Source organism: Stagnimonas sp. FW305-C-60 (assembly GCF_058782965.1).
On record NZ_JBYSYF010000001.1, the window covers coordinates 806,625 to 831,662 of the forward strand.

24 protein-coding genes are annotated in these 25,038 nt (G+C 67.7%); 14 read left to right on the plus strand and 10 right to left on the minus strand.

Annotation, left to right across the window (positions count from 1 at the left end):
• Positions 1-55: 55 nt before the first annotated feature.
• The 4 genes from AC3WT6_RS03680 to AC3WT6_RS03695 are packed head-to-tail and all read right to left on the minus strand — an operon-like array spanning position 56 to position 3,363.
• The gene (locus AC3WT6_RS03680; protein WP_492652207.1) at positions 56-1,564 is read right to left on the minus strand and encodes a YifB family Mg chelatase-like AAA ATPase; all 1,509 of its coding nucleotides are present in this window, start codon (positions 1,562-1,564) and stop codon (positions 56-58) included.
• 7 nt (positions 1,565-1,571) lie between these two features.
• Complete coding sequence (locus AC3WT6_RS03685; RefSeq protein WP_492652208.1) at positions 1,572-1,772, minus strand: hypothetical protein; 201 nt, start codon at positions 1,770-1,772, stop codon at positions 1,572-1,574.
• 57 nt (positions 1,773-1,829) lie between these two features.
• Complete coding sequence (locus tag AC3WT6_RS03690) at positions 1,830-2,081, minus strand: accessory factor UbiK family protein (RefSeq protein WP_492652209.1); 252 nt, start codon at positions 2,079-2,081, stop codon at positions 1,830-1,832.
• 28 nt (positions 2,082-2,109) lie between these two features.
• Positions 2,110-3,363: a putative Na+/H+ antiporter gene (locus tag AC3WT6_RS03695; protein WP_492652210.1), complete on the minus strand. Its 1,254-nt coding sequence runs from the start codon at positions 3,361-3,363 to the stop codon at positions 2,110-2,112.
• Between the two features lie 277 nt (positions 3,364-3,640).
• On the opposite strand from AC3WT6_RS03695, the gene glnK reads away from it, so the two are divergent.
• From glnK to AC3WT6_RS03710, 3 genes are all read left to right on the plus strand, one after another.
• Complete coding sequence (glnK, locus tag AC3WT6_RS03700) at positions 3,641-3,979, plus strand: P-II family nitrogen regulator (protein WP_492652211.1); 339 nt, start codon at positions 3,641-3,643, stop codon at positions 3,977-3,979.
• A gap of 18 nt (positions 3,980-3,997) precedes the next feature.
• A complete protein-coding gene (locus AC3WT6_RS03705) occupies positions 3,998-5,533 on the plus strand; it encodes an ammonium transporter (RefSeq protein WP_492652212.1) in 1,536 nt (511 codons plus the stop codon).
• A gap of 205 nt (positions 5,534-5,738) precedes the next feature.
• Complete coding sequence (locus tag AC3WT6_RS03710; RefSeq protein WP_492652213.1) at positions 5,739-6,077, plus strand: P-II family nitrogen regulator; 339 nt, start codon at positions 5,739-5,741, stop codon at positions 6,075-6,077.
• 40 nt (positions 6,078-6,117) lie between these two features.
• Here AC3WT6_RS03710 and AC3WT6_RS03715 read toward each other — a convergent pair whose 3' ends face one another.
• Together AC3WT6_RS03715 and AC3WT6_RS03720 are read right to left on the minus strand one after the other, a co-directional pair.
• Entirely contained in the window at positions 6,118-6,351 is a 234-nt protein-coding gene (locus AC3WT6_RS03715) for a CDGSH iron-sulfur domain-containing protein (protein WP_492652214.1), read from the minus strand.
• Positions 6,348-7,277, minus strand: coding sequence for a hypothetical protein (locus AC3WT6_RS03720; protein WP_492652215.1), 930 nt, complete (start codon positions 7,275-7,277; stop codon positions 6,348-6,350). The genes AC3WT6_RS03715 and AC3WT6_RS03720 overlap by 4 nt, the downstream gene beginning before the upstream one ends.
• A 74-nt stretch (positions 7,278-7,351) precedes the next feature.
• Between AC3WT6_RS03720 and AC3WT6_RS03725 the strand changes: the two genes are divergently transcribed.
• A complete protein-coding gene (locus tag AC3WT6_RS03725) occupies positions 7,352-7,732 on the plus strand; it encodes a DUF4124 domain-containing protein (RefSeq protein WP_492652216.1) in 381 nt (126 codons plus the stop codon).
• Positions 7,732-8,184, plus strand: a complete 453-nt coding sequence (locus AC3WT6_RS03730) for a DUF4124 domain-containing protein (protein WP_492652217.1) — start codon at positions 7,732-7,734, stop codon at positions 8,182-8,184. The genes AC3WT6_RS03725 and AC3WT6_RS03730 overlap by 1 nt, the downstream gene beginning before the upstream one ends.
• Positions 8,185-8,202: 18 nt before the next feature.
• Here AC3WT6_RS03730 and speE read toward each other — a convergent pair whose 3' ends face one another.
• A complete protein-coding gene (gene speE / locus AC3WT6_RS03735) occupies positions 8,203-9,051 on the minus strand; it encodes a polyamine aminopropyltransferase (RefSeq protein WP_492652218.1) in 849 nt (282 codons plus the stop codon).
• 78 nt (positions 9,052-9,129) lie between these two features.
• Entirely contained in the window at positions 9,130-10,998 is a 1,869-nt protein-coding gene (locus AC3WT6_RS03740; protein WP_492652219.1) for an acyltransferase family protein, read from the minus strand.
• A gap of 180 nt (positions 10,999-11,178) precedes the next feature.
• Here AC3WT6_RS03740 and speA point away from each other — a divergent pair, with 180 nt between their 5' ends.
• From speA to AC3WT6_RS03755, 3 genes are all read left to right on the plus strand, one after another.
• On the plus strand, positions 11,179-13,056 hold the full coding sequence (speA, locus tag AC3WT6_RS03745; RefSeq protein ID WP_492652220.1) for a biosynthetic arginine decarboxylase: 1,878 nt from the start codon (positions 11,179-11,181) through the stop codon (positions 13,054-13,056).
• 97 nt (positions 13,057-13,153) lie between these two features.
• Entirely contained in the window at positions 13,154-13,912 is a 759-nt protein-coding gene (locus tag AC3WT6_RS03750; protein WP_492652221.1) for a hypothetical protein, read from the plus strand.
• Positions 13,913-13,994: 82 nt separating this feature from the next.
• Positions 13,995-16,589 (plus strand): S8 family serine peptidase, encoded by a 2,595-nt coding sequence (locus AC3WT6_RS03755; RefSeq protein WP_492652222.1) that lies wholly within the window; start codon positions 13,995-13,997, stop codon positions 16,587-16,589.
• Between the two features lie 59 nt (positions 16,590-16,648).
• On the opposite strand, the gene AC3WT6_RS03760 is transcribed toward AC3WT6_RS03755, so the two are convergent.
• A complete protein-coding gene (locus tag AC3WT6_RS03760) occupies positions 16,649-18,829 on the minus strand; it encodes an acetyl-CoA hydrolase/transferase C-terminal domain-containing protein (RefSeq protein WP_492652223.1) in 2,181 nt (726 codons plus the stop codon).
• An 89-nt stretch (positions 18,830-18,918) separates the two neighbouring features.
• Between AC3WT6_RS03760 and AC3WT6_RS03765 the strand changes: the two genes are divergently transcribed.
• The 3 genes from AC3WT6_RS03765 to AC3WT6_RS03775 all read left to right on the plus strand — a co-directional run bounded on the left by AC3WT6_RS03765 (position 18,919) and on the right by AC3WT6_RS03775 (position 21,236).
• Positions 18,919-20,070, plus strand: a complete 1,152-nt coding sequence (locus AC3WT6_RS03765) for an alpha/beta fold hydrolase (protein ID WP_492652224.1) — start codon at positions 18,919-18,921, stop codon at positions 20,068-20,070.
• Complete coding sequence (locus AC3WT6_RS03770) at positions 20,067-20,690, plus strand: trimeric intracellular cation channel family protein (RefSeq protein WP_492652225.1); 624 nt, start codon at positions 20,067-20,069, stop codon at positions 20,688-20,690. The genes AC3WT6_RS03765 and AC3WT6_RS03770 overlap by 4 nt, the downstream gene beginning before the upstream one ends.
• Positions 20,691-21,023: 333 nt before the next feature.
• Positions 21,024-21,236: a cold-shock protein gene (locus AC3WT6_RS03775; RefSeq protein ID WP_123210365.1), complete on the plus strand. Its 213-nt coding sequence runs from the start codon at positions 21,024-21,026 to the stop codon at positions 21,234-21,236.
• A gap of 76 nt (positions 21,237-21,312) precedes the next feature.
• On the opposite strand, the gene AC3WT6_RS03780 is transcribed toward AC3WT6_RS03775, so the two are convergent.
• Positions 21,313-22,200: a LysR family transcriptional regulator gene (locus AC3WT6_RS03780; protein WP_492652226.1), complete on the minus strand. Its 888-nt coding sequence runs from the start codon at positions 22,198-22,200 to the stop codon at positions 21,313-21,315.
• Positions 22,201-22,420: 220 nt separating this feature from the next.
• Here AC3WT6_RS03780 and AC3WT6_RS03785 point away from each other — a divergent pair, with 220 nt between their 5' ends.
• Genes AC3WT6_RS03785 through AC3WT6_RS03795 form a run of 3 tightly spaced genes read left to right on the plus strand, consistent with a single transcriptional unit; the run spans position 22,421 to position 25,038 of the window.
• Positions 22,421-23,212 (plus strand): SDR family NAD(P)-dependent oxidoreductase, encoded by a 792-nt coding sequence (locus AC3WT6_RS03785; RefSeq protein WP_492652227.1) that lies wholly within the window; start codon positions 22,421-22,423, stop codon positions 23,210-23,212.
• Positions 23,213-23,246: 34 nt separating this feature from the next.
• A complete protein-coding gene (locus AC3WT6_RS03790; RefSeq protein WP_492652228.1) occupies positions 23,247-23,726 on the plus strand; it encodes a hypothetical protein in 480 nt (159 codons plus the stop codon).
• Positions 23,727-23,754: 28 nt separating this feature from the next.
• Positions 23,755-25,038 carry an acetyl-CoA C-acyltransferase gene (locus tag AC3WT6_RS03795; protein ID WP_492652229.1) on the plus strand — a complete coding sequence of 428 codons (1,284 nt, stop codon included), beginning with the start codon at positions 23,755-23,757 and terminating at the stop codon, positions 25,036-25,038.

Below are 25,038 nucleotides of genomic sequence, written 5' to 3' on the forward strand. Positions count from 1 at the left end.
TTGTACGAAGGGCCGCCCTTGGGCGGCCCTTTTTTGTTTCCAGCATGCCGCCGGATCAGCCGTTGCCACGGTCGAGTTCGCGGTAGCGCAGGGCTTCGGCGACCTGCGCCATCCCGATCCGCGTCTGTCCGGCCAGGTCGGCGAGGCTGCGCGCCACCTTCAGCGTCCGGTGATAGGCGCGGGCGGAAAGATTCAAGCGCGCCATCGCGGTTTCCAGCAGTGTGGCCGCATCGGCTGCCGGCGTGCACAGGCGCTCGACCTCCGGCACGCTCAGCTGCGCGTTGGGCTTGCCTTGCCGGGCTAGTTGCAGCTCGCGGCAGGCGATCACCCGTTCGCGTACCCGCTGGCTGGTCTCCGCGGGTTCTGTCTGTGCCGCCAGCGCCTGGTGTTCGACCCGCGGCACCAGCACCTGCAGATCGATGCGGTCCAGCAAGGGGCCGGACAGGCGTGCGCGATAGCGCGCCACTTGGTCGGGCGTGCAGCGGCAGCGGTCGCTGCGGTCGCCGAGAAATCCGCAGGGGCAGGGATTCATCGCCGCCACCAGCTGGAAGCGCGCCGGAAAGTCGGCCTGGCGGGCGGCGCGTGACACAGTGATCTGGCCGCTTTCCAGCGGTTCGCGCAAGACTTCCAGCACCGCGCGCTCGAATTCCGGCAGCTCGTCCAGGAACAGAACCCCGCGGTGAGCGAGGGTGATCTCGCCCGGACGTGGCAGCGAACCGCCGCCGACCAGGGCGACCGCCGAGGCAGTGTGGTGCGGGGCGCGATAGGGCGGCCGGCCCCAGCGGGCGAGATCCGGGCCGGAACCGGCCACCGAGGCTACCGCCGCCACTTCCAGCGATTCTGCCTCGCTTAGCGGCGGCAGCAGGCCGGGCAGGCGTTGCGCCAGCATGGATTTGCCCGAGCCGGGTGGCCCGATCATCAGCAGCGAATGGCCGCCGGCGGCCGCCACTTCCAGTGCCCGCTTGGCCTGGTACTGGCCGCGTACTTCGGCGAGGTCGGGGCCGCTGGCGACGGAGGTGGTTGGCGGTGGTGCCGTCGCCAGCGGCAAGGGGCCGGCGTGCAGGGCCGCGGCCAGGCTGGCGAGGTGGTTGGCGGTGTGCAGGCTGCTGTCGCGCGCCAGGGCCGCTTCCGCCAGATTGGCTTCCGGCAGCAGCAGCGCGCGGCCGGCTTCGCGGGCGCGCAGCGCCGCAGGCAGCGCCCCACGTACCGGACGCACTTCGCCCGAGAGCGACAGCTCGCCCAAGACTTCCATGCGGCTCAGGCGTTCGGCGGGAATCTGGCCAGACGCCGCCAGCACCCCGAGCGCGATCGGCAGGTCAAAGCGCCCGCCCTCTTTGGGCAGGTCGGCGGGTGCTAAGTTGACGGTGATGCGGCGGCTGTTGGGAAACTGATAGCCGCAGGTGACGATGGCTGCCTTGACCCGGTCGCGGGCCTCCCTCACCGCCGCTTCCGGCAGGCCGACGATGGACAGGCCCGGTAGGCCCGGCGCCAGATGTACTTCGACCACCACCGCATCCGCCGCAAGTCCATTCTGGGCCCGCGAGTAGACGGTGGCGAGACTCATGGCGGGGCTAGTCGCGGCGATTCATCAGTACGCCCAGCACCAGGGTGACCACCGCCAGGATGGCCAGGCTGGACAGGCCCTTGATGGCGGTATCGGCCAGCGTCGCGCGCGGCAGCAGATCCAGCACCAAGGCCAGCGCCAGTGCGCCCAGCAGCAGTACCGCCAGCATCGCCAGCAGCCGCAGGCTGCCGTTCAAACCTTGATTCATCCCGTTCCCCTGCCCCGATGGAGCACTTGTTTGGGAACTAGCCTAGTGCATCCGCGACTAGCCGGCACGGCCTCCTGCTTCCAGCAGTTTCACCCGCTCTTCGAGCTTCTTGAGCTTGGCCTGGGTGCGCGCCAGCAGCTCGGCCTGCACGTCGAAGCGTTCGCGCGAGACCAAGTCGAGCTTTTCCAGATTGGCGCGCAGCACCGCGCGGAAGTTGTCCTCCAGTTCGGCGCGCAGGGTCTTGAGGCCAGGAGGCAGCAGGCCGGCGAGCTTGCCGGCCAGATCTTCGATGCGGTTGGGTTCGAGCATGGTGGTAGGTGCGGGCAGATTGAAGATTTCAGAAGAACAGGAAGGCGCAGATCGTGACCAGGGTCGGCGCCAGCGCGCCGAGAAACAGGCCGCCGGCGCTCACCGCGCCGTCGGGGAAACGATCGCGCAGGATCGCCAGCCCGGCCGGATTGGGCGCGTTGGCGATCACCGTCAGGCCGCCGCCGCTGATCGCGCCCGCGACCACGTAGTACTTGAACTCGTCGCTGAGTCCCGGCACCTGGGCGGCCAGGTAGGTGAGCGCGGCATTGTCGGTGATCGCGGTGAGCGCGGTGGCGCCGAGGTAGACGGTCTTGGCGTCCATCTGCATCAGCAGCGGTTGCAGCCACCATTGCTGCAAGCCGCCGAGCACCACCAGCCCCGCCAGGAAGAAGGCCACCAGTAGCGCCTCGCGCAGCATCAGCTGGCTCTGGTACTGCGGATAGGCGGCGGCGACGCCGAGAAACAGCAGCATCAGCCCGAGGAACAGCGGTGGATGGTGGGCAAAGACGACGATGCCGGCGAGTAGGGCCAGGTGCAGGGCGATCACCCCCGGCGGCGAGCCGGCCTCGCCATCGACGGGGAGCTTGATCGCTGCCAGTTCGCGCCGGAACAGCAGGGTCGCGCCCGCGGCATTGAGCGTCACGATGGGGACCACGTGCTTGCCGAAGGTGGTGAGCATGTGCGCCAGATCCCAGCCCCAGGTGCCGGCCACCATCAGCACCGGCGGCGCCGCGAACGGCGTCAGCGCGCCGCCGATGGAGACATTCACAAACAGCACGCCCAGAGTGCCGTAGCGCATGCGGTTGGACAGGTTCTGGCCGAAGTAGCGGTCGCGCAGCATCAGCGCCGCCAGGGTCATCGCCGCCGGCTCGGTGATCAGCGAACCCAGCAGCGGGATCAACGCCAGCACGGTGAAATACAGGGCGGTGGGCGTGGGGAGTGGCAGCAGGCGGGCAAAGCCGCGTGCCAATAGCTGGGCGCCGCTCAGGATAGGCCGGCTGCCGGCGACCACCATGATCGCAAACACGAACAGGGGCTCGGTGTAGTTGCGGCCGTCGAGATACTCGACCGCCGCCAGCTTGCCCTGGAGCGCCATCATCACCGCGGTGAGTGCGATGGCCCAAAGGCCGAAGACGATCTCCACCTCGCCGACCAGATGCCAGAGCCGGGCGTGCTGCGGCTGGCGGTGCGCCAGCCCTTCGAAGAACTTGGTGGAAAAGGTATGGATCAACGCCAGCCCGAACAGCAGGGTGGCGACGATCTCGATCGGGCTGGGATTCATGTGGGCGTTGGCCGGAGCGCAGTCGGGCGAGCTTAGCTCAGGCTCAACGCTACGGCGTCCGCTGCTCCGAAACGGCATCGTTCGCCCCAGAGTCGCTGGATGGACGCACCATGTTGGTGCACGACAATCCGGCTGAAAGCGGAATTCAGCCGATTCAGCTTGGCACGCAACATGCGTTTGCACATCCACCATTCCGGCTTCGGGGCTGTGCCGGTCGGTCTGCGCCAGGGACACCAAGCAGAAAAGTCAGTCCGAACATGAAGTTGGAGTTGAACTGATGAAACTGATTTCAGCGATCATCAAGCCGTTCAAGCTCGACGAAGTGCGCGAAGCGCTCTCCGAAATCGGCGTGGCCGGCATCACGGTGACGGAGGTGAAAGGCTTCGGCCGCCAGAAGGGCCATACCGAGCTCTATCGTGGCGCCGAGTACGTCGTCGATTTTCTTCCCAAGGTCAAGATCGAGGTTGCCGTCGACGACGACAAGCTCGATGGCGCCGTGGAAGCCATCAGCAAGGCGGCCCATACCGGCAAGATCGGCGATGGCAAGATTTTCGTCTTCGCGCTTGACCAGGCCATTCGCATCCGTACGGGTGAGACTGGCAAGGAAGCCCTTTAAGTCAGGAGCATAAAGAACATGAATCTCCGAAAGCTTTCCCTCGGCCTTGCGTTGGCGCTGGCTGCCTCGCTGGGCTCCATTGGCGCTGGCGCGGTCTACGCGCAGGATCCGGCGCCGGCTGTTGCTGCCGAAGCTGCACCGGCGGCCGCAGCACCTGCCGAAGCGACTCCGACTCCGGTCGAAGCTGCCCCGGCAGAGGCGGCTCCCGCCGAAGCAGCTCCGGTGGCGCCCACCTTCAATGAAGGCAACGTGACCTGGATGATGGTCGCCACCGCCTTCGTGCTGCTGATGTCGCTGCCCGGCCTCGCGCTGTTCTACGGCGGCATGGCGCGCAAGAAGAACATGCTGTCTACGCTGACCCAGACCGTTGGCATCTTCTGCCTGATCTCGGTGCTGTGGGTGGTCTACGGCTACTCGGTGGCCTTCTCCAACGGCAACGCCTTCTTCGGCGGCTTCGACAAGCTGCTGCTCAAGGGTGTGGTCTACGACGCCAACGGCTTCTTCGTGCCGACTGCGACCTTCAGCAAGGGCGTGCTGATCCCGGAACTGGCTTTTGCCTTCTTCCAGCTCACCTTCGCCGCCATCACCGTGGCGCTGATCGCCGGCGGCTACGCCGAGCGCATGAAGTTCAAGGCCGTGCTGCTGTTCTCGGTGATCTTCTTCACCTTCGCCTATCTGCCGATGGCGCACATGGTCTGGTGGTGGCCCGGTCCGGACGCCTACACCTCTCCCGAGGTCGTGGCCGATCTGAATGCCACTGCGGGCTACCTCTGGCAGCTGGGCGCGCTGGACTTCGCCGGCGGCACCGTGGTGCACATCAATGCCGGTATCGCTGGCCTGGTCTGCGCCATCTTCCTGGGCAAGCGCACCGGTTACGGCAAGGTGCAGATGGCTCCGCACAGCCTGGTGATGACCACCATCGGCGCCTCGCTGCTGTGGTTCGGCTGGTTCGGCTTCAATGCCGGCTCCAACCTCGAAGCCAATGGCTACGCCGTGCTGGCCTTCGGCAACACCCTGTTCGCCACCGCGGTCGCGGCGCTGACCTGGTTCTTTGCCGAGTGGATCATCAAGGGCAAGCCGAGTCTGCTGGGCATCGTCTCCGGCGCCATCGCTGGCCTGGTCGCCATCACCCCGGCTTGCGGCTTCGTCGGCATCGAAGGCGCGCTGTGGATCGGTATCGGCGGCGGTCTGGGTTGCTTCCTGGCGGTGTCCTTCCTCAAGAAGGCGCTGGGCTATGACGACGCGCTCGATGCCTTCGGCGTCCATGCGGTGGGCGGCATCATCGGCGCCATCCTGACCGGTGTGTTCGTCGATCCCGCCAAGGGCGGCGCCGGCTACGTGACCGATGGCTGGGTTGGCCCCACCTTCGGCTACGACAGTGCCCAGATCATGATCCAGGTGAAGGCGGTGCTGGTTGCCATCGTCTGGAGCGCGGTGGTCTCCGCCATCGCCCTCTTGATCTGCAAGTTCACCGTCGGCCTGCGCGTCACCGAAGAGCAGGAATCCGAGGGTCTGGACATCGCCGAGCATGGCGAGCAGGCCTATCACGACTAAGGCTTTCGTGCCGGCACCTCGCGAGAGGCGCCGGATTCCATCTCCTCCAGGGGGTTGAAGCCTGGGGCCGGTTCGCTAGAACCGGCCCCTTTTTTGTGCCTGTCGCGCGTCGCCGCATTGGCTACGCTGGTCGCGAAATGCCCCCGTGGCTACAGGATTTACGGTTTAAACTGCGAACTCCAGCCCGACTTCGCCGAGATTCGTCATGAAAATGCTCATCGCCATCATCAAGCCGTTCAAGCTCGACGCCGTGCGCGAGGCGCTGGCCGATCTGGGCGTGCAGGGCATGACCGTGACCGAGGTGCGCGGCTTCGGCCGGCAGAAGGGACATACCGAGCTCTATCGCGGCGCCGAATACCAGGTCGACCTGCTGCCCAAGGTCAAGCTGGAAGTGGCGGTGGCGCCGGAGATGGTCGACAAGGTCGTGGACGCGATCCTGAAATCGGCCAAGACCGGCAACATCGGCGACGGCAAGATCTTCGTCTACGACCTCAACCAGACGGTGCGCATCCGCACCGGCGAAACCGGCGTCGAGGCGGTCTGAAGCAGATTGAGTCCCCTCCTGGTACAGCAAAAAGGCCGCTTCAGCGGCCTTTCTTGTTATGGCTGCCGTCGCAGAACGGCGCAGTTTTGGTGCGCCGGCAAGCGCACAGCCAGTGGGTTTCGACATTGCGCCGAGCCCGCAGGCTGAAGCGTACCGGCGTGCAGCCCTCGCGCTGATCGCAGAAGGGCGCGGTGGCGCTTTCGCCGCAGGCACACCAGGCGTAGTCGCCGGGTGCCAGCTGTAGCGGGCAGGGCCGCCCTGTCCACGCACTCACGGCGATGGCGGCGGCGCTTCGGCAGGCGGCAGCGCCAGCTCCAGGCCCAGCACCGCCGGCAGATCGGCCTCGGCATACAGCGGCAGATTGCGCAGCTGCAACCGACCCGGCGGCTCCAGTTGCAGGCGCAGCGCCTTGGGCTCGCGGATGAAGGTCTCCAGCACGGCGTAGTCGCCATCGCGCCAGCGCAGGCCCCGCTGCCGGGTTTCGCGATCCAGTCGCGCCAGCAAGGCCTGATCGAGGCCGCCGGCGCTGACCCGCCCGCGGAGCGCGAGCAGGGTTTTGAGCTTGCTCAGCAGGCCCAGATCCCGGTAGTCCAACTGCAAGCGGCTCAGTTCCAGCGTCTGGCTTTCGCCGCGGAAGATTTCCGGCCCGGTGCGCAGGCCGACCCGGCCCTGGAGTGCCAGCGCCGCCGGGTCGTGCAACGCGAAGCTCAGCTGCAGCGCGCGCTGCTCCAAGAGGTATTGCAGCCGCAGCTCGCCATCGACACGAAGCTCGCGATAGCCCAGCTCGCCGGCGCTGGGCAGTGGTTGCTCGGCTGGATCGATGATTTCGGCACCGGTGGTCGGCGTCTGCGCCAACGGCCAGTGCAGGCCGTGCAGGCGCAGCTGAAATTGCTCCGGAATCTGCGTGGCGGATTCGCGATAGCGGCTGACCTCGACGCGGTCGACCCGCAGCTCGCTGCCGATCGGCCGGCCCAGCCGGCGGGCGCCGTCCGCGCTCAGCAGCAAGCGCAGCTGCTCGGCGCTGCCCTGCCCCCAGGGGTGCGCGCGCAGATTCTGGTAGCTGAGCTGGCCCAGTGGCTCCAGCTGCGCCGCGAGCACCCGCAGCCGCAGCCGCGCTTCTTCGCGGGTCTGGTAGTCCCAGGCCCAGCCGCCGAGGGCGAGCAGGCTCAGGGAGCCCAGCAGTAGGGTGCTCAAGCGCATGCGAGGATTCTACCCAGGCTAGGCGCCTGCGCCCTGCGCTAGACTCGGGTCGTCACCTTCCGCTGAGACTGCTCATGGTCCGCAAGTTTCTGGTTCTGCCCTTGCTGCTGACGCTGCAACTGCTGCCCGCCGTGTACGCCAGCGAAGCCAAGACTTACCGCTGGATCGATGAAAAAGGCCGCGTGCATTACAGCGATGTGGCGGCGCCGAAGTCCGAGCAGGTGCTGGTGAAGCCGGGTAGCGGCGTGACCGGTGTCGCCAAACCGGATGCCGATGCGGACGCCAAGGCCGCGGAGTGCACCCGCCTGCGCGAGCGGCTGACTACCTACGAGTCAGCTTCCACGATTACTGAAACCGATGCCCTCGGCAAGCAGCGTACCTACACCGATACCGAACGCCAGAAATTGCTCACCCTGACCCGCGAGCAGGTGCAGGCTGCCTGCGAGGGCAGTTGATGCGGCGCGGCGCCTGCCTGCTGCTGGGCCTGGCGCTGCCGCTGGCCGCCAGCGCGGCCGGCAGTGTCTACAAATGGGTGGACGCGCAAGGCGTGGTGCACTTCGACGACCAGAGCCGCCTGGCCGAGCGACTGACCCGCCAGAGCATCGCCCGCCGCTTCATCGCTGGTGAGGCCACCGCCACCGCGCCGGCCGAACTGGTGGTGGAAGTGGAGCGCCGCTGCGCCGATCTGCGCGAACGCGCGGCCGGCATCGCCCAGGCCAGCGCATTCTATGGTCGCGACCCGGCCGGCAACGTCTATCGCTTATCCGAGCGGCAGATCGCACTGGAGCGGGCCGAAGCTGAACAGGCTCGCGATTACTACTGCCGCCACGACGCGCCGCGACTCATCTACGAGGAGCTGTTGGCCGTCGCACGTAGCGAAACCGCCAAGGCTCCTAACGTGCGCTAATGGCCGGCAGACGCCGCCTCAGAGAGCGGCGAGTGCTTTCTTGACGAAGGTCGGCAGCGCGAACGCCGCCTTGTGGGTCTCGCGGTTGTAGAACTGGGTGTCGAGCGCGTCGGCCTGATCCAGACGCTCGGCCAGCGGTGCCGCCTGCTTGAGCGCGATCGAGCCGCTCCACCAGCCACTGGGATAGATCACCTGCGGGAAGTGCAGCATGGTGGTTGCGGCGAAGCCCGCCTCCTTCATCGCCTTGTGCATCTCCTTGATCAGTTCGAGATGCAGCAAGGGTGATTCCGATTGCTGCACCAGCATGCCATTGGGCTTCAGAGCCTTGATGCAGTCGAGATAGAACTTCTTGCCGAACAGGCCTTCCGCCGGGCCGACCGGATCGGTGGAGTCGATGATGATGACGTCAATGGAGCCGGGCTCGGCGTCCTTCATCCACTGGATGCCGTCGCCGAAGAACAGCGTGGCGCGCGGGTCGCCGTTCTTGTCGCAGAGTTCGGGGAAATACTGCTCGGACAAGCGGGTCACCCGCTCGTCGATCTCCACCTGGGTGGCGGACTTCACCTCGCCGTGCTTCAGAACCTCGCGCAGCGTGCCGCAATCGCCGCCACCGACGATCACCACCGTCTCCGGGTTCGGGTGCGAATTGAGCGCCGGGTGCGACATCATCTCGTGGTAGAGGAAGTTGTCGCGGGTCGAGACCATGGTGCAGCCGTCGATGGTCATCAGGTAACCGAAGGTTTCGGTCTCGAAGATCTCGATCTTCTGGTACGGCGTCTGCTCCTCGTGCAGCTTCTTGCCCTTGAGCGCGAAGGCGGTGCCGGTGGCGTCGATGGCTTCGGTGACCCAGGTCTGGTCGAGGGACATGGCGGTGTTCCTTGCAGCGGAAATTGCGGGGCCGCGAGTATAGGGCCGACCGCCTGACAAGCCCATGACGGCCAGCCTTCAATAGTCCAGTGCGCCGCTCTCGCGCCATTGCCCGGCCAGCCAGCGGGCGCCGTCCGGCGTCAGATGGCCATAGTCGAATTGCAGGGGGCTGCCCTCCGGGCTCAGCAGGCGGCAGAGGCGGTCCGGGCAGGTGCGGGTGATGGCCGACAGATAGGGCAGATTCTCGGCGGCCAGCCGCCGGGCCAGCGCGGTATCCACCTCGAAAGGCGCCGGGCTCAGCTGCGTCAGCGGCAGTTGTGGCTGGCCGCGGTGCAGGCCCAGGGCCAGCAGTTGCGGCAAGGGCGCCCGGTACTCGTTGATCGGGCCGAGCACCAGCACCCGGGGGCTGTACTGCTGCAGATAGCGGACGGTCTGCACCAGCTCGTCGATGGCGGTACTGCGCCAGCGCGCCGACAACAGGATGGCGGCCGGCCGATGCGCCGGCAGATGGCGCTCGAAGATCTCCGCCATCAGCTCGGTGCAGCGCCGCTCGCCCTGACCGTGGCGCAGCGGCAGGCAGCCGGAGGCGGTGGCCTGCTGCAGATGGATGCCGGGCAGCTGCGTCGCCAGCCCCTGCCAGAGATGGGCGGCGTGGCTGTCGCCGATCAGCAGCACCTCCGGCTTGGTCGGGTCTTCCGCCAGGCAGGCCGCGTGGTCGTAGTCGCGCAGGCCGGTCTGGTAGGAGGTGAGAAAGCAGCGGCCACTGCGAAACTGCTCGCCCGGCTGGTATTCCAGCCAGGCGGCGATGGCCGGAACCGGCGGCTGGAAGCGTCCGGGCAGGCCGTTCCAGAGCAGGCCTGCGCCGATCAGGCTGGTGACCAGCAAGGCGAGCGCGGAGACGCTCAGCAACCGGCGCGCCGGCCAGCGCTGGCGGTCGAGCCGGCGGAACGGGGTCTCGACGTAGCGCCAGCTGAGCGTCGACAAGACCAGCGCCACCAGGAGCAAGGCCAGTTTCTGCGGGTAACCGAAATCGCCCAGCAGCCCCTGCTGGAAATAGACGATCAGCGGCCAGTGCCAGAGATAGAGCGAGTAGGAGATCAGCCCCAGGAACACCAGCGGCCGTAGCGACAGCAAGCGATAGGCGAGGCTGTCGCGCGCCGCGCCGCTGTGGATCAGCAGGGCGGTTCCCAGGCAGGGAGCCAGCGCCGAGAAGCCGGGGAAGGGCGTGCGCTCGCTGTAGAGCAGCGCGCTGCCAAGGATGCCGGCCAAGCCCAAGAGACCCAGCACCTCGCGCAGGCCGCGCGAGCTGACTGCGGGGACTGCGCCCAGCGCCAGCAGCGAGCCCAGCAGCAGCTCCCAGGCGCGCGCCGGCAGCAGGTAGAAGGCGCTGGCTGGCGCCTGCGCGCGCAGCCACTCGCTGTAGAGCAGCGAGGCCAGGGCCAGCAGCGCCAGCAGGCCGCGCAGTCTTGGGCGCAGATGCCGGTGCAGGGCCGCCAGCAGCAGCGGGAACAGCAGATAGAACTGCTCTTCCACCGCCAGCGACCAGGTGTGCAGCAGCGGCCGCGAATCGGCGGCGGCGGCGAAATAGCCGGTATCGATCCAGAAGTAGAAATTGGAGACGAACAGGGCGGTGCTGCCCAGGCTCAGGCCGAAGCTGCGCAGGGCCGGCGGCAGCAGTAGCCACAGCGCGGCGAGGCTGCTGCACAACAGCACCAGCAGCAGCGCCGGCAGAATGCGTCGGGCGCGGCGCTGGTAGAACTCCAGCAGCGAGTAGCGGCCGCGTTCCAGGTCGCCGTACAGGATGGAGGTGATGAGATAACCGGAGATGACGAAGAACACGTCTACGCCGACGAAGCCGCCGTGTACCGGCAGGCCGAGATGGAACAGCACCACCAGGCCTACGGCCAGGGCGCGCAGGCCGTCGATATCGCTACGGTGTTGAATCATCGCCGCCAGGCCGCGTTCATGGATTGGAAGAAAAGGCCGCGCCGGGGCGCGCGAAATACGTCTTCCTTGACGCGTGCTTGCAGTGGCGGCGCCAGCCGCTACCCTACGCACGCCGCAGCGATGCTCCAGAGCGCTGAACTGCTCCCACTTCCCCGCCGAATAGGCTATCAGGTTACCCCCATGAGTTGGCAGCCCAGTCAAGCGCGCGCTCTCTACAACATCCCGCAATGGTCCGAAGGCTATGTGGACGTGAACCCGGCCGGGAACCTGACCGTGCGGCCGTTCAAGACCGGTCCGGCGGTGGATCTCGCGACGCTGGCGGCACGGCTGCCGCGCGAGGGCCTGGAGCTGCCGGTGCTGGTGCGTTTCACCGACATCCTGCGTGACCGCGTCGATGCGCTGACCGGGGCGTTTGCCGAGGTGATCCACGAATACGAGTACCGCGGTCGCTACACCGCTGTATATCCGATCAAGGTCAACCAGCAGAAGTCGGTGGTCGAGGCCATCCTCGAACACGGCGGCGAGCGGGTCGGTATCGAGGCCGGCAGCAAGCCGGAACTGGCGGCGGTGCTGGGCCTGGCGCGGCCGGGCAGCGTCATCGTCTGCAATGGCTACAAGGACCGCGCCTACATCCGCCGCGCCCTGATCGGCCAGAAGCTCGGCCATAAGGTCTACATCGTGGTCGAGAAGCTCAGCGAACTGCCGCTGGTGATCGAGGAGTCGCAGCGGCTGGAAGTGGCGCCGCTGATCGGCCTGCGCGTGCGCCTGGCCAACATGAGCGAGTCCACCCAGCAGAACACTGGCGGCGAGAAGAGCAAGTTCGGCCTCACCACCCCGCAGATCCTGCAGGCGCTGGAGATGATGCGCGACGCCGGCCTGGAGTCGGCGGTGCGCATGATCCATTTCCATCTCGGCTCGCAGGTCGCCAATGTGCAGGACGTGGCGCGCGGCATGCGCGAGGCGGCGCGCTTCTATGTGGAGCTGCGCAAGCTCGGCGCACCGATCGCGGTGGTCGATGTCGGCGGCGGCCTGGGTGTCGACTACGAAGGCACCCGCTCGCGCTCGCATTGTTCGATGAACTACGGCCTGCGCGAGTACGCGCGCTCGATCGTCCGCACCTTGCAGGAAGTCTGCGCCGAAGCCGGCGAGCCCGAGCCCGATCTCATCAGCGAGTCCGGCCGCGCGCTCACCGCTCACCATGCGGTGCTGATCGCCAACGTGGTCGACAGCGAGGTGATCCCCGAAACCCGCCTGAGCGCGCCGGCCGCCGACGCGGCACCGGTGCTGCACGAGCTGTGGGACTGCCTGCACGAACTCGTCGAGCGCGGCCCACTGGAAAGCCTGCACGAGGCCGACGCGCTGCTGGGCGAGGCGCACGCCCAGTACGCCGAAGGCAAGCTCAGCCTCGCCGGCCGCGCCTGGGCCGAGCAGGCCACCCACGCCACCGCCCGCGCGGTGATTCCGCTGCTGGACGCCAGCGTGCGCGCCCACCGCGAGGCGCTGGAGCTGCTACGCGAGCGGCTCAGCGCCAAGTATTTCTGCAACTTCTCGGTGTTCCAGTCGGTGCCGGATGCCTGGGCGATCGACCAAGTGTTCCCGATCCTGCCGATCCACCGCCTCGACGAGGCGCCGGAACTGCGCGCGCGGCTCTGCGATCTCACCTGCGACTCCGACGGCCGGCTCGACAGCTATGTCGACCGCGAAGGGCTCACCCCGACCCTGGCCGTGCATGCCCTGCGCAGCGGCGAGCCCTATCTGCTGGGCTTCTTCATGGTCGGTGCCTACCAGGAAATCCTCGGCGATATGCACAACCTGTTCGGCGACACCAACGCCGTTAACGTGGTGCTGGATGCGGCGGCAGCCGACGGCTGGCGCTTCGACGACCCCGAGCAGGGCGACCGCACCGACGAGCTGCTGCGCTACGTGCATCTGGCGCCGGAGGAGCTGGCGCAAAGCTACCGCCGCAAGCTGGCGGCGACGGCCTTGCCGGAAGCAAGCCGCGACGCCCTGTTGGCGGAGCTGGAGGCCGGCTTGAGCGGCTACACCTACCTGGCCTGAGTAAAAATTTACCTCTCGCAAAATCGATGGGCGGCGTGGTGTAGTCGGATGAGCGGCGGCATACTCCACCCGAACCTTTCGTCAGGTACTCCTAATTATGGCCTGCCGTTCCCTCCTGCAAGCGCTACTCGCGCTCGGCCTGGCCGCCCCTTCCGGGCTGGCGCTGGCCAACGATGCCCTGCTGACGGTCGCGGCCAGCTTGCAGGCCGATGCGGTGCGCGGCCTGTTTGGCACCGCCCGCGCGCTGCGGGTGGCCTTGACCAGCGAAGAAGAGGTCAGTGGCTCGGCCGAGGTGCAGGCGCTGGGCGACGCCCGTTGCCGCAGCATCATCGAACTGGTCTATGACCGTCCCTACGAGCAGCGCGGGGTGCTCATCACCGGCGTCAAGCGGCGCTCGGTGCAGGAAGGTTCCTGTGCCCGGCTGGCGGCGCTGGTGACCCAGCAGGCCCAGCGCGAGGCTGCGGTCATCGAAGCCCAGGTGCGCGCCGCCGCGCGGCCGGTGCTCGCCACGCCGGTGGTGAACCGGCCGGCTGCTGCCGCGGTCGCCAGGCCGGTGGTGGTTCAGCCGGCGGTGGTCAGCAAGCCCGCGCCGGTCAAGCTGGCGGCGGCCGGCATCGCCACGACGCCGCGTGCGCAGCCCAGCTATCAGCTCACCGTGCTCAAGCGTGCGGTGCTGCGTGATGCGCCTACGTTCAAGGCTGCGCCCAGCGCGATGGTCCCGGCCGGTCAGGTTCGGCTAGGTCGACTGGTGCCTCAGCACCTGGGTTGGTACGAGGTGCTGGATCTCGCCAGCGGCAAGCCGGCCTACATCCACGAGTCGGTGGTGGCGCAGGGGCCGCCGGCCGGCCGCGTCTGAAATCCCGGCATTGGTCTTTCCTGACGGGTAAACCAGGTTACGGTTGAGCCGTTAATTCTCCGGTCCTAGTCCGGAGAGTTTCATGCGTCTGTTTCCACGTTCGTGCGCTGGCCCGCTTGCCGCCTCGCTCCTGCCCCTGCTCGTTGCCTGCGGCGCCGGTAGTGAAGATCCAGCAACCGCAGTCACTCCCGAGCCGCTCACCCCGCCTCCGGCGGACCTCGTCGCCAAGCAGTGCATCGACGCCAATACCGTGATGGAGCAGCGCCTGGCGCTGCTGGGACCGGCCGAGACCGCCGCGGTGATCGTCAGCTTCGAGGGCCGTGGGCCACTGGCGGCGCCACAGCTCAAGTTGCTGGAAGGCCTGGGCCTCGGCGGCGTGTTCATGCAGAAGCTGCCGATCGCCGGCTTGATCGCCACCAAGGCGCAGATCCAGGCGCTGCAAAAGCTGCCGGGCGTGCGCTCGGTGCGCTTCAACGACCGCCTCAGCTACGACGACGACGTCGCCCGCAGGCTCAGCTCGGTCGAGCAGGCGCAGGCCTCGCCGGACTTGCGGAACGCCGCCGGCGAGCCGATCACCGGCAAGGGCGTGACCATCCTGGTCAACGACTCCGGCGTCGATGGCCTGCATCCCGACCTCGCCTTCGGCACCAAGGTCATCGAGAACGTGCAGGGTCACACCAATCTGCAGGGCCTGCTCGACCTCGGCCTGGTCGATCGCAAGATGTTCCCGTTCACGCCCACCGAGGGGGTACCCAACACCGACCTCGGCGGTTCGCACGGCACCCATGTCGCCGGCATCGCCGCCGGCGACGGCACGGCCTCCGACGGCAAGTTCGCCGGTGCCGCCAAGGGCGCCAGCCTGATCGGCTATGGCTCCGGCGCGGTGCTGCTGGTGCTCGACACCATCGGCGGCTTCGACTACGCCATGCAGACGCTGGATACGCACCCGGAATACAACCTGCGCATCGTCACCAACTCCTTCGGCAACACCGGTGACGTCGACACCTGCTTCGATCCGGAAGACCCCACCAACATCGCTACCAAGGCGCTCGCTGACCGTGGTGTTCTGGTGGTGTTCTCGGCCGGCAACTCCGGCTCCGGCCACGGCACCATCACCGGCAACTTCAAGAAGGCGCCCTGGGTGCTCACCGCCGGCAACGGCGAGAAGACCGGCCTGCTGGCGCCGAGCAGCTCGCGCGGCCGGCTCAGCGGCGGCGTCTACGAAGTCGAGGTCGATGGCGAGAAGATGATCGTCGAGGACCGCCCGACCGTGGTGACCCCGGGCACCGACATCATCTCCGCCCGCGCCATTGCCGCCGATCCCTTCGCGCCGCTGGATACCGAGGCCGACATCGCCGCCGGTGACATCCCGCTGGAGCAGATCCCGTACTACACCCACAAGACCGGCACCAGCATGGCGGCGCCGCACCTCGCAGGCCTCACCGCGCTGTTGCTGGAAGCCAATCCGGCGCTGACCTGGCGCGAGATCAAGCCGATCTTCAAGGCCAGCGCCACCAACATGCCCGGCTACGCGGCCTGGGAGACCGGTGCCGGCTTCGCCAATGTCGAAGCCGCCCTGGCGATGGCGCTGAACCTGCGCAAGGACTACGGCGCCGCCAACAAGCTGCTGCGCGGTGCCTTTGCCTCCACCGGCTATGCCGGCAGTAAGAGCGAGACCTACTCGCTGATCTTCGAACCCACCGGTGCGCTCAGCACCGTGCAGGAATTCGAGGTGGGCGCCGATACTGCCCTGGTGGTCGCCAAGTACTCCATGCCGGATGCCCCGGTGTGCACCTGCGCGGTGCTGCTGACTGACCCCGCCGGCAACCGCTACGGCTCCGGCATCGCCCTGCCGGTGCTGGGCGCCAACGTCGCCGCCACCGCGCCAGGCATGGCCGGCACTTGGACCGTGCAGATGCGTGGCATCGGTTCGGTCTCCGGCGTGGCGCTGGACCCGACCGGCATGAGCAATGGCGTCGCGCCGCCGGCTACTGCTGAGGTGAAGGTCGAGCAGTTCCTGGCCGGTGCGCCAGTGGGCGTGGATGATGTGGCCGGCCATCCCCTGGAGCAGCAGGTACTGTTCGCGGTGTCGCGTCGCCTGGTCGATGGCGCCGGCGCCAAGTTCGAGCCGGATGCGCCGCTCACCCGTGGCCTGCTCGCCGAATACCTCATGCAATGGGGCCTGCGCCAGACCCGCGCCATCGCCGGCACCGCCAAGTTCGCCGATGCCGCCGACAATGCGCTGCTCTCACTGGCTTCCGAGGCGGTGACCCGCAAAGGTCAGTTGCTCATGGATCTCGGCCTGGAATCGGCGCCGCTGATGCTGCTGGACGGCGCCAGCTTCAACGCCGGTGCCGCCGCCAGCCGCGAACAGGTCGCCTACGCCCTGGTGCAGGCTACCGGCCACGAGGCCGCCGCCAAGGCCATCGACCCTTCCGCGGCGCTGAGCGTGACCGATGCCGACGGCAACACGGTGCCGGTGATGGACGCCGGCGAGATCGACCCGGCGCTGCGCGGCCACCTCGCCGTCGCCCTGCAACTCGGCATTCTCGACGCCGAGATTCGCGAGGTGGCGGGCGCCAAGCAGGCCTATCTGCGGCCCAAGGCCGGCCTGAGCCGGGCCGAGTACGCGGCCTTTGCGGCGCGCACCTACGCCAGCGTGCCGTTCCCGAGCTGAAGCGGGTTCGGGTCGGTGAAAGAGTCCCGGCAATGCCGGGGCTTTCTTTTTTTGGCGGCTCAGCCCAGCTTCAGTTCCTGCACCAGCAGCATGCGCACCACCTTGTCCTGCAGGCTGTGGGGCTGGGTGAGCTGCATGCGTTCCAGGTAGGGCCGCGCCGCATCCGGCACGTCCTTGAAGCGCAGCGCTTGCAGTGCCAGCAACCATTTGGGCGATTCGGCAGCCCGCTTCTTCACGCTGCGGAGAGCCTTGCCGAGCCGGATCTCCTCGGATGTCAGATCGGTGCCGAAGGGGAAGGCGGGGAACAGGCCCTGGCTGCGGAAGCGATCCAGCTTCTGCTCCAGCGCGGCCGGGGTGTTGTCGCGGAACTGTGGCGGAATCTGGTAGCCGGCCTCGATCTTGCCGGCGCGCTGCGCCTCCGCCAGCAGCGCCGGCTGGAAGCGCGAGTCGGCGAGGTTGAGCATCGCCTTGGCCACCTCGCTGTCGGTCTTGCTACGCAGGTCGGCGATGCCGTACTCGGTGATGACCAGGTCGCGCAGGTGGCGCGGAATGGTGCAGTGGCCGTAGTTGAAGACGACGTTGGAGGAGGGCTCGGAGGTCTTTCCCTCCTTGTCGCGCACCGCGCGCACCAGCAGGATCGAGCGGCCGCCGGCGGTCGGCGAGTTGAGCTGGTGCGCCATCGCCACGAAGTTGTACTGGCCGCCAACGCCGGAAATCACCTGGCCGTTGGCGAGGCCATCGCTGACCACCGCGCCGGAGAGTGTCGCCATCAGGCCGGTATTGATGAAGCGCGCGTGCTGGCGTTGCAGCCGGTACAGCCGCGGGTTGAGGTCGAGCTGGTTGACCTTGTTGACGCCGATCATGCAGATCTCCCGGCGCTCTGCCTCGCTCATGTCGTGCAGGCCTTGATAGAAGTCGCGCGGTCCCAGGAAGAAGCCGCCGTGCAGCACCACGCCATCGCGCAGCGCGTGGCCCAGGCCCTGGCTGGCGATCCGCTGCCGGATGGCGGCGTCGCCGAGATCGGCCGGCACCCGGCTGCCGTCCGGCAGCAGCAGCTCCGCCTGTTGCCAGCGCAAGGCGTCGGTGAACACGCCGTGCCGCTGCAGTAACGCGAACTCGGCTTGCTCCAGTTTGCCGACCCCCAGCGCCGCCAGTTGATCCAGCAGCGGCGGCCCGAGCTGCTCGGGCTGGCAGAGACCTTCGTTGACCAGCTGCTGCAGCGCCCAATGGTCGTAGACCTTGCGCTTGAGGATGCCGCTCTTGAGCAGTTGCCAGAAGCCGTCGACGAACATCTCGGTGGCGGCGTAGAGGCCCTGATCGAAGGGGGCCAGGCCGCCGCAGCGCTCGATCAGCGCGCCGTGCTCGGCGATCACGCCCAGGCTCTGCGCCGCCTCGCGGAACAGAGCGTTGCTGCCATGGCGTGCCTGCAAGACATGCACGATGGCATCGCCCAGCGCGCCGATGCCGATCTGCAGGGTGCCGCCGTCACGCACCAGGCTGGCGGCGTAGAGGCCGATGGCGTAGTCCGGCGTGGATACCGCCATCTTCGGTGTCGAGAACAGGGTGGTGGTGTAGCGCGGGTGGTCGACCAGAAAGTGGAACAGCTCCGGCCCGTGTTCGGCATCGCGGCCCATGAACGGCAGGTTCTGGTTGACCAGGCCGACCACCGCATGCGGCCGGCCGCTCTGGCGCAGGAGTTCGATCAGCTCCGGGCTGGTGTCGGGGTTGCAGGACAGCGAATAGCGGGTGCCTTCTGGCGTCTCCCGCTTGCAGACGATCTGCGCCGCCACATTGCAGCCCTGGTTGAAGACATCGCGCGCGGCGAAGCTGTAGTTGGTGCTGATGTAGTGCTGCTGGGCGTGGGCGTTGCCGAGATTGCTGCCGGGCTTGAAGAAGAACTCCTTGACCTGGACGTTGGCCGGCAGCCGGTTGGCACGCAGGTCGAGCATGTAGGTGAGGTCGGGGCAGTCGCCGAACACCCGGTCGATGAAGGGCTGCAGGAAGCGCGCCTCCAGCTCCGAGCCGGGCGCCGGCTTTTCCAGCGACAGCGCGGTAAGGATGGTCAGCGACAGCGTCGGGTCGGCCTTGGCGCGGGCGTAGAGCGCGTTGACCAGCTCGATCGGCTTGCCCAGCCCCAGCGGCAGGCCGATGCGGAGGTCCCTGCCCAGTCGGGCGATCAGGGCATCGACGGCGGCTTCGACGGTGTCGAGGATGACGGGCGCGGTGTGGGGACTGTTCATGGCGGGGCGGCGGGTGAGGTCTCGGTAGAATTGTGGCACGCACCCTCGGCACCATCCCTTTGCGGGCCAGGGGCCAAACGACAATCCCCATGCCCCTGACTGACCGCATCCCCGACCGCCTCGCCCAGCAGGCCGAGCGCGCCACACTGTGGCTGACGCATGCGGTGGAGCGCCTGAGCGACGCCAGCAGCTTCGTTGCCTCCGACCAGACTCCCTACGAGCTGATCCATCAACATGGCCTGCTGTCGGTGCGCCACTACCTGCCGCTAGCCGAGGAGCAGATCGAGATCGGCGGCCAGAGCATCCCGGTGCGGCAGAAGCCCTACCGCGTGCCGGTGGTGCTGGTGCCGCCGCTGGCCGCCGACCCGCTCAACTTCGACCTCTTGCCGCAGCGCAGCCTGGTGCGCTACCTGCTCGCCCAGGGCTACAAGGTGTATCTGGTCGACTTCGGCAGCCCGGAGCGTGACCACTCCGCCTATGGGCTGGCCCACTACACCACCCAGTTGCTGCCGGAAGCGCTGGCCGCGGTGCGCCGCCATGCTCGGCTGAAAAGCCTGTCGCTGCTCGGCTACTGCATGGGCGGCCTGTTCTGCCTGATCTACGCTGGCTGGTCGCACGACCGCCAGGTCAAGAACATCGTCACCATCGCCAGTCCCATCGACATGCACCAGATCGGCGTCGCCGGCCAGTTGCTGTCGGCGATGCGCGGGCCGATCAAGCTGGTGCGGCGCTACACGGCTTTTCGCATCCACAAGCTCGACCCGGCGCGGCTCAACGTGCCTGGCTGGGTGTCCTCGCTGGCGTTCAAGCTCACCAATCCGCTAGGCACGCTCACCAGCTATGTCGATCTGCTGATGAACCTCTGGGATCGCGACTACGTGGTGCAGCACCAGAGCATGGCGGCCTGGTTCAACCAGATGCACGCCTATCCGGGCGGCATCGTCCAGGACTTCGTGGTGCGGGTGGGCATGGACAACGCGCTTTCCAAGGGCCGGGTGGCGCTGGGCAAGGACCAGGAGTCCCTGCTCGACCGCATCGACGCCTCGCTGCTGGCCATCGCCGGTACCGGCGACAAGATCGTTACCGTCGAAGCGGCTCGCAAGGTGATGGACATCGTCGCCAGCGCCGACAAGCGCTTCGCCCTGGCTCCCGGTGGGCACGCCGGCGTGTTCGCCGGCAGCAAGGCGCCCGCCACCACCTGGAAGCTGGCCGCCGACTGGCTGCGCACGCGCTCGGCATGAGCACGCTGGGGCAGTGGCTGGACCTGATCGGCGTCGCCGCCAGCGCCATCGCCGGTGCCCTGGTCGCCGGCCGCCGGCAGTTCGACTGGCTGGGCGTGGCGGTGGTCGCCGGTGTCACCGCCATTGGCGGCGGCACCGTGCGTGATCTGCTGCTCGACCGCACGGTGTTCTGGATCGCCAACCCCTCCTACCTGCAGGCGGCCTTGGCCGCAACCGCCTTCACCCTGCTCTACGCCCGCAGCCGCCGCATCCCCGAGCGGGTGCTGGAGAGCGCCGACGCCCTCGGTCTGGCGCTGTTCGGCATCGCCGGTGCGCGCATCGCCCTGGGGCTGGGCCACGACGGCGTGATCGCGGTGGTGATGGGCGTCATCACCGGCAGCTTCGGCGGCCTGCTGCGCGACGTGCTGTGCAACGACATCCCGATGATCTTCCGCCAGGGCCAGTTCTACGCCACCGCGATCATCCTCGGCTGCTCGCTGTACGTGCTGCTGATCGGCCTGGGAATGGAGAGCAATCTGGCCGCCGGCGCCGGCATGCTGGCGATCCTCAGCTTGCGCATCGCCGCCATCGTCTGGAACCTGCGCTTGCCGGTCTTCCGGCTACCGCCGGAAGACAAGTGAGCTGATCCGGCTACCGCCGGAAGACAAATGAGCTGATCCGGCTCCCGCCGGAACACCAATGAACTGGCCCCGCCGCCGGGCTATAGCAGGCCCCCGGCGGCGGCAATCGAGCTGACCAACGGTCGGTGAAATGCTGTGAATCCCCGGGTTTTACCCGCCGCGGATTCGACAAGGCCCCTCGGAGCGCGCATGATCCACGCCGCTGTACGTCAAGCATTAGAGTCCTGCGTTAACACTTCCGTCCTCACGGTTGTCTTTACTTCACGAGCTTTCTTTCTTGAGTGCACAAGCCCAGCGGGCGGTTTTGCCCGTATCAAGTTAGGAAGAAACAACATGAGCGACGTCTCCATCGGTACCGTGAAGTGGTTTAACGACAGCAAGGGTTTCGGTTTCATCACCCCCTCGGCTGGCGGCGAAGATCTCTTTGCGCATTTCAAGGAAATCCAGGGCGAGGGCTTCAAGACCCTCACCGAAGGCCAGAAGGTTGAATACGTGGCCGCCCGCGGTATGAAGGGCATGCAGGCCACGCGCATCCGCGCCGTCTAAATCAGACGCTGCAACAAAAAACCGCGCCCTCGGGCGCGGTTTTTTTATGCCTGTTTCCCGGCGGCGCAGGCGCGAGCTAGTCGCCGGCGAATAGCTGGGCGTCGGCCAGCAGGCGCTGCTGCAACCAGTCGGCCACCACGCGGAAGCGGCGGATGCCGGCGGCGTCGCGGTGCGAGAGCAGCCAGAGTTCTCGACGCAGCTCCACGCCGCTGCTCAGGCGATGCAGCTCCGATGGTTCACCCAACAGGCAGGGCAGCAGCGCCAGTCCCAGGCCGGCTTCGCAGGCGCGGATCAAGCTGCTCAGGCTGCTGACCTGCAAGACCTGGCGCGGCTCGGGTTGCAGCTGCCGCAACCATTGCATCTCCGGGGTGCCAGCCAGCTCCTCGCCGTAGCCCAGCCAGGGTTGCTCGCCCCAGCGCTCGCGCGGCAGGCCGGCAAAGCGCGCCGCGCCATACACCGCGAAGCCGGGCGTGCCGACCTTGCGCATGCGCAGCGCCGCGTCTTCGGTGGGTTGCCCCAGGCGCAGCGCGAAGTCGGCCTCGCGGCGGGTGAAGGAAAGATTGTGGTTGTCGGCGAGCAGCTGCACCTGCAAGCCGGGGTGGGCTTGCAGCAACTCTGGCAGCCGCGCGATCAGCCAGTGGTCGAACAAGGCGTCCACCGAGGTCAGCCGCACCGGCCCCTGCACGCCCTCGGCCTCGGCGCGGGTTTCCAGCCGCAGCGCCTGCACCTCGCCCAGCACCCGCTCGGCGTGCGCGACGAACACGGCACCGGCATCGGTGGGTTCGTAGCCGCGGTTGCTGCGGATGAACAGCCGGGTGCCCATGCTCGCTTCCACCGCCGCGACACGGCGGCTGATGGTGGAGACATCCAGACCCAGCTCGCGCGCCGCCGCGCTCATGCTGCGGGCCTTGGCCAGCGCCAGCAGAAGCGGGATGTCGTTCCAGTCAAGGTCGGAGGCGCTCATGCGGCAGGTCCTGGCGGATTGGCTGGCGAGTCCGCGCAATCAGCTTGCCAGTTCGTGGTCGCCGCCGCAGCCAGTCTCCACCGCACGCCGACGCCGGGCGGATCCCTGCAAATCTGCAAAGTGAGCTTGCGCGGGCGCTGATTCCGCGCCGCGTGCTCGCCGCGCAAGCTGTCTCCAAGCCCGGCAGCCGCGCCAGGCACCACGCCTCGGAGATCGTCCCATGAGCAGCCCCACCACCCAGCCCGGCACCGCCCTCATCACCGGCGCCTCTTCCGGCATCGGTGCCGTTTACGCCGACCGCCTGGCCCGCCGCGGCCACGATCTGATCCTGGTCGCCCGCGACCGCGTCCGTCTGGAGGCGGTGGCACAGCGGCTGCGCGAGCAGACCGGCGTGCGTGTCGAGACCGTGATCGCCGATCTCGGCCAGCGCGCCGATCTCGCCGCCGTGGAGACCCAGCTGCGCGGCGACGAGCGCATCGGCATCCTGGTCAACAACGCCGGCGTGGCGGTGACCGGCGCGATGATCGCCGCCGACCCCGACCGGCTGGAGGCGATGCTCCAGCTCAACAGCATCGTGCCCACCCGCTTGGCGCTGGCTGCCGCCGAGGGCTTCATCGCCCAGCAGTCCGGCACCATCATCAACATCGCTTCGGTCACCGCCCTGCTGCCGGAGCGTTTCAACGGCGTCTACAGTGGCAGCAAGGCCTACCTCATCAACTTCAGCCAGGCCTTGCAGGAAGAACTCCGGCCGCACGGCGTGCGCGTGCAGGCGGTGCTGCCGGGCGCGACCCGCACCGCCATCTGGGGCGCGGCGGTCGATCACTTGCCCAAGGAGATGCTGATGGAGGTGGACGAAATGGTCGATGCCGCGCTCGCCGGTCTCGATCAGGGCGAGCTGATCAGCATTCCCTCGCTGCCCGATCCCGCCGACTGGCAGGCCTACACCGCGGCGCGCCTGCAGATGGCGCCACGGCTGTCACTCAGCCAGGCGGCTCCGCGCTACAAGCAGTGAAGCCAGCCCCTACGAATAGCGAAAGGAGTCCGCCATGTTCGACCTGCAAACCTACACGCTGATCCATGTGCTGATCAGCCTCGCCGCGCTGCTCACCGGCCTGCCCCTGTTGTTCGGCTGGAAAGCCGGCAAGACCCTGCCGGGCCTGGCCGGTGCCACCGTCGTGCTCTTGCTGCTGACCAGTGCCACCGGCTTCGGCTTTCCGTTCATCAAGTTCCTGCCCTCGCATGCCTTCGGCATCCTGTCGCTGCTGTTGCTGACGGTGACCGTCTACGCGCGCTGGGGCCGGCAGCTCGCCGGCGGCTGGCGCAGCGCCTACGGCGCGACGCTGGCGGCCGCGATCTACCTCGACGCCTTCGTCGCGCTGGTGCAGGCTTTCCTGAAGATTCCCGCGCTGCACGCGCTGGTGCCCAGCGACAAGTCGCCCGGCTTCGCGCTCGGCCAGGGCCTGCTGCTGGTCGTCTTCCTTGCCCTCGGCATCACCGCCGTGCGCGGCCTGCGCCGCGCCGCCTGATCCATCCCCTTCCGCCAGGAGTTCCCTCATGAGCACCGTTACCAAGCCGCAAGCCTGGATCGCCGCCGGCGTCCGCACTCCCTTCGCCAAGGTCGATGGCGCGCTGGCCGCGCACGACGCCATTGCCCTGTCGGTGCCGGTGGTGCAGGCCATGCTGGCGCGCCTCGATGGCGCGCAACTGGACTTCGCGGTCTGGGGCAGCGTCGTCCCCAACCTCACCTGGAGCAATCTTGCCCGCGAGGTGCTGATGGAAGCCGGTGCACCGCCGACCATCACCGCCTTCTCCACCATCATGGCCTGCTCGACCAGCATGATCGGCGCCATCGAGGCCGCCGGCATGCTCAACGACAGCAGCCGCCAGCTCGCCCTGGTCGGTGGTGTGGAGAGCATGAGCCGGGTGCAGATCGGCCTTGGCCAGACGCTGTCGGACTGGCTGCGCAAGTTCCAGAAGACCAAGACCATCGGCGACAAGCTGCAGCATATCGCCAGCCTCAAGCTCGCCGACGTCGGTCTCTTTATTCCGGCGGTGACCAACCGCACCACCGGCAAGAGCATGGGCGAGCACACCGAGATCACCGCGAAAGAGTGGAAGATCGGCCGTGCCGAGCAGGACCAGTCCGCCTACGAGAGCCACCGCAACGCGGTCGCCGCCTGGGAGCGCGGCTTCTTCGACGATCTGGTGATCCCGGTCGGTGACACGAAGCGCGACGGCATCCCGCGCAAGGACACTACGCTCGAAAAACTGGCCAAGCTGCCGCCTGCCTTCGACCGCAGCAGCGGCCAGGGCAGCTTAAGCGCCGGCAATTCCTCGCCGCTGACCGACGGCGCTGCCGCCATCTGGGTCGGCACCGAGGCCGGTCTCGCGAAGCTGCCGGCGAACACTCCCAAGGTGAAGCTGCTGGACTGGGAAATCGCCGCCATCGACTTCCGTCACGAGGGCCTGCTGATGGCCCCGGCCTTCGCCATCCCGCGCCTGCTGGCACGCCGTGGCCTGCGGTACAGCGATGTCGGCTTGTGGGAGATCCACGAGGCCTTCTCGGCGCAGGTGCTGTTCCATATCAAGGCGATGGAAGACCAGGCCTTTCTCAGGGATCGCGCCGGTGTCAGCGCCGAGCTGGGCGGCTTCCCGCGCGAACGGGTCAACCCCAATGGCGGCAGCGTCGCCATCGGCCATCCCTTCGGTGCCACGGGCGCACGCATCCTCAGTCAGGCGGTGAAGGAGCTTGCCAGCATGCCGAGCGGCACGCTGGCCATCGTCAGCATCTGTGCCGACGGCGGCCAGGGCAGCGTGGTGCTGCTGCAGGCGGCTTGA

Bases quoted from the DNA above. Each gene is read 5' to 3' on its own strand.
- AC3WT6_RS03680 (WP_492652207.1), bottom strand. From the start codon at position 1,564: ATGAGTCTCGCCACCGTCTACTCGCGGGCCCAGAATGGACTTGCGGCG.
- AC3WT6_RS03685 (WP_492652208.1), bottom strand. From the start codon at position 1,772: ATGAATCAAGGTTTGAACGGCAGCCTGCGGCTGCTGGCGATGCTGGCG.
- AC3WT6_RS03690 (WP_492652209.1), bottom strand. From the start codon at position 2,081: ATGCTCGAACCCAACCGCATCGAAGATCTGGCCGGCAAGCTCGCCGGC.
- AC3WT6_RS03695 (WP_492652210.1), bottom strand. From the start codon at position 3,363: ATGAATCCCAGCCCGATCGAGATCGTCGCCACCCTGCTGTTCGGGCTG.
- glnK (WP_492652211.1), top strand. From the start codon at position 3,641: ATGAAACTGATTTCAGCGATCATCAAGCCGTTCAAGCTCGACGAAGTG.
- AC3WT6_RS03705 (WP_492652212.1), top strand. From the start codon at position 3,998: ATGAATCTCCGAAAGCTTTCCCTCGGCCTTGCGTTGGCGCTGGCTGCC.
- AC3WT6_RS03710 (WP_492652213.1), top strand. From the start codon at position 5,739: ATGAAAATGCTCATCGCCATCATCAAGCCGTTCAAGCTCGACGCCGTG.
- AC3WT6_RS03720 (WP_492652215.1), bottom strand. From the start codon at position 7,277: ATGCGCTTGAGCACCCTACTGCTGGGCTCCCTGAGCCTGCTCGCCCTC.
- AC3WT6_RS03725 (WP_492652216.1), top strand. From the start codon at position 7,352: ATGGTCCGCAAGTTTCTGGTTCTGCCCTTGCTGCTGACGCTGCAACTG.
- AC3WT6_RS03730 (WP_492652217.1), top strand. From the start codon at position 7,732: ATGCGGCGCGGCGCCTGCCTGCTGCTGGGCCTGGCGCTGCCGCTGGCC.
- speE (WP_492652218.1), bottom strand. From the start codon at position 9,051: ATGTCCCTCGACCAGACCTGGGTCACCGAAGCCATCGACGCCACCGGC.
- AC3WT6_RS03740 (WP_492652219.1), bottom strand. From the start codon at position 10,998: ATGATTCAACACCGTAGCGATATCGACGGCCTGCGCGCCCTGGCCGTA.
- speA (WP_492652220.1), top strand. From the start codon at position 11,179: ATGAGTTGGCAGCCCAGTCAAGCGCGCGCTCTCTACAACATCCCGCAA.
- AC3WT6_RS03750 (WP_492652221.1), top strand. From the start codon at position 13,154: ATGGCCTGCCGTTCCCTCCTGCAAGCGCTACTCGCGCTCGGCCTGGCC.
- AC3WT6_RS03755 (WP_492652222.1), top strand. From the start codon at position 13,995: ATGCGTCTGTTTCCACGTTCGTGCGCTGGCCCGCTTGCCGCCTCGCTC.
- AC3WT6_RS03760 (WP_492652223.1), bottom strand. From the start codon at position 18,829: ATGAACAGTCCCCACACCGCGCCCGTCATCCTCGACACCGTCGAAGCC.
- AC3WT6_RS03765 (WP_492652224.1), top strand. From the start codon at position 18,919: ATGCCCCTGACTGACCGCATCCCCGACCGCCTCGCCCAGCAGGCCGAG.
- AC3WT6_RS03770 (WP_492652225.1), top strand. From the start codon at position 20,067: ATGAGCACGCTGGGGCAGTGGCTGGACCTGATCGGCGTCGCCGCCAGC.
- AC3WT6_RS03775 (WP_123210365.1), top strand. From the start codon at position 21,024: ATGAGCGACGTCTCCATCGGTACCGTGAAGTGGTTTAACGACAGCAAG.
- AC3WT6_RS03780 (WP_492652226.1), bottom strand. From the start codon at position 22,200: ATGAGCGCCTCCGACCTTGACTGGAACGACATCCCGCTTCTGCTGGCG.
- AC3WT6_RS03785 (WP_492652227.1), top strand. From the start codon at position 22,421: ATGAGCAGCCCCACCACCCAGCCCGGCACCGCCCTCATCACCGGCGCC.
- AC3WT6_RS03790 (WP_492652228.1), top strand. From the start codon at position 23,247: ATGTTCGACCTGCAAACCTACACGCTGATCCATGTGCTGATCAGCCTC.
- AC3WT6_RS03795 (WP_492652229.1), top strand. From the start codon at position 23,755: ATGAGCACCGTTACCAAGCCGCAAGCCTGGATCGCCGCCGGCGTCCGC.